The following is a 255-nucleotide window of genomic DNA, read 5'->3' as shown; positions in this document are numbered from 1 at the left end:
CGATGTTCTTCCGGATCACCGCCATTGTGGATACGCCATTGGAGACTGAAGACATCAACGTCAGCAATAAGTCCAGCCGTTACAAGGTTTGCCAATGGACGCCGAAATCCGAGCTGCCGAAAATCACCGGACTCATTTGGTACGTAGAGAATTCGGATAGCGGTCATCTACTAAAAACCCTTCATTATTTTGAAATGCTAATTGTTGAATCGAAATCCGGCGGGTGACGAAATATCCAAAGTTCGTCGGATGCCC

Annotated in this window: 1 protein-coding gene; it reads left to right on the top strand. The window is 47.1% G+C overall.

Translation table 11 applies throughout. The features are described 5' to 3' along the window. The coding region (locus AC3XQU_RS24325; RefSeq protein ID WP_489876684.1) for a hypothetical protein at positions 1–227 on the top strand (227 nt) is incomplete at its 5' end. Positions 228–255 lie beyond the last annotated feature (28 nt).

Source organism: Telluria sp. AZSoR62 (genome assembly GCF_058111565.1).
The sequence above is the reverse complement of the archived record's forward strand: the minus strand, read 5'-3'. Positions and strand labels throughout refer to the sequence as shown.